At 61.1% G+C, this 4,439-nt stretch carries 4 protein-coding genes; 3 read left to right on the forward strand and 1 reads right to left on the reverse strand.

Annotated elements, in window-relative coordinates; translation table 11 throughout:
• The coding region (locus ABIT12_RS13265) for a methyl-accepting chemotaxis protein (protein ID WP_348044156.1) at nt 1–747 on the forward strand (747 nt) is incomplete at its 5' end.
• A 49-nt stretch (nt 748–796) separates the two neighbouring features.
• Here the strand turns inward: ABIT12_RS13265 and ABIT12_RS13270 are convergent.
• Nucleotides 797–1,963 carry a mandelate racemase/muconate lactonizing enzyme family protein gene (locus ABIT12_RS13270; protein ID WP_348044158.1) on the reverse strand — a complete coding sequence of 389 codons (1,167 nt, stop codon included), beginning with the start codon at nt 1,961–1,963 and terminating at the stop codon, nt 797–799.
• 107 nt (nt 1,964–2,070) lie between these two features.
• Between ABIT12_RS13270 and ABIT12_RS13275 the strand changes: the two genes are divergently transcribed.
• Both ABIT12_RS13275 and ABIT12_RS13280 read left to right on the forward strand, forming a co-directional pair.
• Entirely contained in the window at nt 2,071–2,982 is a 912-nt protein-coding gene (locus tag ABIT12_RS13275; protein WP_348044160.1) for a LysR family transcriptional regulator, read from the forward strand.
• A 169-nt stretch (nt 2,983–3,151) separates the two neighbouring features.
• Nucleotides 3,152–4,258, forward strand: a complete 1,107-nt coding sequence (locus ABIT12_RS13280; protein ID WP_407065620.1) for an ABC transporter substrate-binding protein — start codon at nt 3,152–3,154, stop codon at nt 4,256–4,258.
• Nucleotides 4,259–4,439: the final 181 nt, after the last annotated feature.

Here is a 4,439-nt window from a genome sequence, read left to right on the forward strand (position 1 = left end):
CATGCCGAGCAGGCCAGCCAGAAGGCGCGGGCGGTATCGACCGAAGTCGAGGCCAGTGGCGCGGTGATGGTCGAGGCGACGGCGGCGATGGACCGGATTACCACGTCGTCGTCCAAAATCTCCAATATCATCGGGCTGATCGACGATATCGCGTTTCAGACCAATCTTCTGGCGCTGAACGCCTCGGTGGAAGCGGCCCGTGCGGGCGATGCCGGCAAGGGCTTTGCCGTGGTCGCCGTCGAAGTGCGCCGCCTGGCACAATCTGCTGCCAGCGCCTCTTCCGAGGTCAAGGTTTTGATCGAACAGTCGGCCAATGAGGTCAAGGGCGGCACCAAGCTGGTGGCTGATGCCACCGACAAGCTCAACGCCATTCTGGCGGCGGTACAGGAAAACAGCACGCTGATGCAGGGCATTTCCAGCGCCAGCCGCGAACAGGCCTCCTCGATCGATGAAGTCACCATCGCCATCCGCCAGATGGATGAAATGACCCAGCACAACGCCGCTTTGGTGGAACAGACCAACGCCGCCATCGAGCAGACCGAGGCCCAGGCCTCCGAACTCGACCGGATCGTCGATATCTTCACCATCGACGGCACGCGTCAGACGCAGACCGCCCAGGCCCCAGAACAGATCCTGGAAGCACCGCGCAACGGCGTTCGGGTTTTGCAGGACAAGATCAAGGCCGCCGCCAAGACCTATATTAGTCGCGGCAACACGGCGGTAAAAGCCGACTGGGACGAGTTCTGATCCACCGCGCTACAGCAACAAAAAGCCCCGGTTTGCCGGGGCTTTTTTCTTACCAGTTAGTCACCGAGCCATCGCGCCGTTTCAGATGCGGCGCTTCCCAGAACTTGAAGCTCTGCTTGGCGATCAGCGCTTCGTTGACCTCCACACCCAGCCCCGGCAAATCGCAGACCGGATAGACCGACCCCTGCAAGCGCGGCTGCACCGGGAAGAACTCGGAATTATCAAATCCCAGATGGGTCTCCGCCGGCGAAGCACGGGTTTCCAGCCACGAGAAGTTGGCCACCGCAGCGCAGAAATGTACCGTTGCCGCCGTGCACACTGGCCCCAGCGGATTATGCGGCATCATGTCGACGTAATGCGCCTCGCTCCACCCCGCGACTTTCATCGACTCGGTCAGCCCGCCGACATTGCAGACATCGATACGGTTGAACTGATGAATATCGCGCTCGATATAGGGCAGGAACTGCCACTTGCTGGCAAATTCCTCGCCAATGGCAAACGGGATTTCGGTCATCTTGCGCAGCGCTTCATAGGCTTCCGGCGTTTCATCGCGGATCGGCTCTTCGAGGAAATCCAGCGTGCCCGATGGCAGCTTCTGGCAAAAACTCGCCGCTTCCGCCACTGAGAAGCGGTGGTGCAGGTCAATGCCGAGCACCACTTCATCGCCCAGCATTTCGCGCGCCTTGATCAGCCATTTCGCCGTCTTGGCAATGGTCTCGCGCGGCTCGTAGATGTCCTTGTTCTCATGGCCCGAGGGCGACAGGCGCATGGCGTTCCAGCCGTGCTCGATCAGCATTTGTGCCTGTTCGATCATGGCGGGGCCCGGCTCGCCATAGGTCGAAGCAAAGGTGGGGATCACGTCGCGCTGCTTGCCACCCAGCAGTTGGTAAACCGGCACGCCCAGCGCCTTGCCCTTGATGTCATAAAGCGCCAGGTCGATCGCCGAGATCGCCGCCTGCAACACCCGGCCACCCTCGAAATACTGGCTGCGATACAGCTCCTGCCAGATCGCTCCGGCTGCGAACGCATCCTTGCCCAGCAGGAATTCTGTATAGTGTTCGATGGCGCCGACTACCGCCTTTTCGCGGCCCGATAGCCCGCTTTCGCCCCAGCCGAACACACCCTGATCGGTCTCGACCTTGACCAGAAGCTGATTACGGATGCCAACCCAGACCGCATAGGTCTTGATCGCTGTAATCCTGAATATGGTCGCCATGGTTGCGGTCCTTGATGCTGAGTGGCAGGCAAGCTAGGCCAAAGCGCACACGGACTAAAGGCCCGTCACGTCTTCCCCACAGCCCAGCGCAAGGCTAGTCTGCCACCATGGCGTTCACGATCCGGCAGCTGCAATATTTCATCACCGTTGCCGAGGAAGGCACGGTCTCCGGCGCCGCCCAAAGCCTGTCGATCAGCCAGTCGGCCGTCACCGACGCGATCAAGGAACTGGAAAGCGACCTTGGCGTCTCGCTGTTCGAGCGCCATCGCCGCGGGCTGGCGATCACCCACAAGGGTCATCAGTTCTATCGCCATGCCACCCGCATTCTGGCCGATGTCTCCGATGCCCGCCGCAGCTTCGTCGAAGACGATGCGGCGCCCGCTGGCAAACTCAATCTTGGCGTCACCTCGCTGGTCGCCGGTTATGTCCTGTCCGACCTGCTGTCGCGCTACCGCCGTGCCCATCCAGCGGTCGATGTTTCGGCCATCGAGGACAATGGCGATTATCTCGAACACCTGCTGATCGGCGGCGAACTCGACGTGGCGGTGATGGTGATTTCCAATCTGCGCGACCGCGTCGCCTTGCAGGCCGAAATCTTTGAAACCTCGCCCTATCGTCTGTGGCTGCCGCTCGGTCATCGGCTGACCACCGCCGAAATCATCGTCATGACCGATATCGTCTCCGAACCGCTGATCATGCTGACGGTGGACGAAACCGAGGAGAACACCGGCAAGCTGCTGTCGGCGCTGGGCGCCAAGCCGCATGTGGCGTTTCGTACCCGCTCGGTCGAAGCGGTGCGCAGTCTTGTTGCCACCGGGGCAGGCATCGCGCTGCTGCCCGATCTGGTTTATCGGCCTTGGTCGCTGGAAGGCGACCGCATCGAAAGCCGGGACATTTCGGGCGCGCTGCCGGTGGTGCAAGTGGGCATGGTCTGGCGGCGTGGATCGGGCCTGCCCAAGGCGGCGCGCGATTTCATCGGTATCGCCCAGCAGCAGCATCTGGTCCGCGCCAGACCGTGAGCTATCGGAAATTCCGATATTACCCATCGCTCGAATAAATTTGCGATTGTTAATGAGTGCAATACGCTCCGGTTAGGGACCGGCTGCGCGTTGGCGTGGCCGCCGAAGCAAGGAGAGTTTGATGACATCCATTTTGAGGATCGGCGCGGCCTTGACGATAGCGGTGGCCATGAACGGGGCGGTTCTGGCGCAGGAAATGACGACCGTTGGGGCTGGCGAAGGCGCTGTCAGCATCGTTGCCTGGCCCGGCTATATCGAGCGGGGCGACAGCGACAAGGGCTACGACTGGGTCACGGGCTTCGAAAAAGACACCGGTTGCATGGTTTCGGTCAAGACGGCCGCCACCTCCGACGAAATGGTGACGCTGATGAACGGCGGCGGCTTCGATCTGGTCACCGCCTCCGGCGACGCCTCCCTCCGCCTGATCGCGGGCAAAAAGGTGGTGCCGGTCAATACCGACCTGATCCCCAGCTTCAAGACCGTCGATGAACGCCTGCAAGGCGGCGTCTGGTTTACCCAGGATGGCAAGCATTATGGCGTGCCCTACCAATGGGGCCCCAACGTTCTGATGTATAATACCGACACCTTCAAGGAAGCGCCGACCAGCTGGAACGTCGTCTTTGAAAAGATGGACCTGCCCGACGGCAAATCCAACGAAGGCCGCGTGCAGGCCTATGATGGCCCGATCTATATCGCTGACGCCGCCAATTACCTGATGGCGCACAAGCCCGAACTGGGCATCAAGGACCCCTACGAGCTCAACGAAACCCAGTATGCTGCGGTGCTCGAACTGCTCAAGGGCCAGCGCGCGCTGGTCAGCCGCTACTGGCATGACGCTGCCGTGCAGGTCGATGACTTCAAGACCGAAGGCATGGTTGCGTCCGGCTCATGGCCCTATCAGGTCAACGCGCTGCAGCTTGAAAAGGCGCCGATCGCCTCCACCATTCCGTCGGAAGGCGCCACCGGCTGGGCCGACACCACCATGCTCGCCGCCAACGCTGCGCATCCCAACTGCGCCTATATGTGGATGGAACATTCGCTCTCTCCCAAGGTGCAAGGCGACGTCGCCGCCTGGTTCGGCTCCGTGCCGGTGGTTCCTGCTGCCTGCAAGGGCAACGAACTGCTCACCGATACCGGCTGCGCTACCAACGGCTTCGACAATTTCGACAAGATCAAGTTCTGGAAGACCCCGATCGGCAAGTGCGAAACCCAGGCGGAGTGCGTGCCCTATTCGCGCTGGGTCAGCGACTATATTGGTGTGCTGGGCGGGAATTAGCGGTCTGCAAACTGGAGGTGCGGTGAACTCACCCCCTCCCTGACCCCCCCCCCGCAAGGGGGGACTGTTCACTTTGGACTCAGTTTGAGATTTCGGTTGAAGAACAGGGCAAGTGTCACGTCGAGCATCTGAAGTGTTTTGGAGGCGCGTTTGGATCGGCGGGTGAACCGGGCCAGGTTGT

It is taken from the genome of Devosia sp. (assembly GCF_039927955.1).
In the GTDB taxonomy this organism is placed as follows: Bacteria; Pseudomonadota; Alphaproteobacteria; order Rhizobiales; family Devosiaceae; genus Devosia.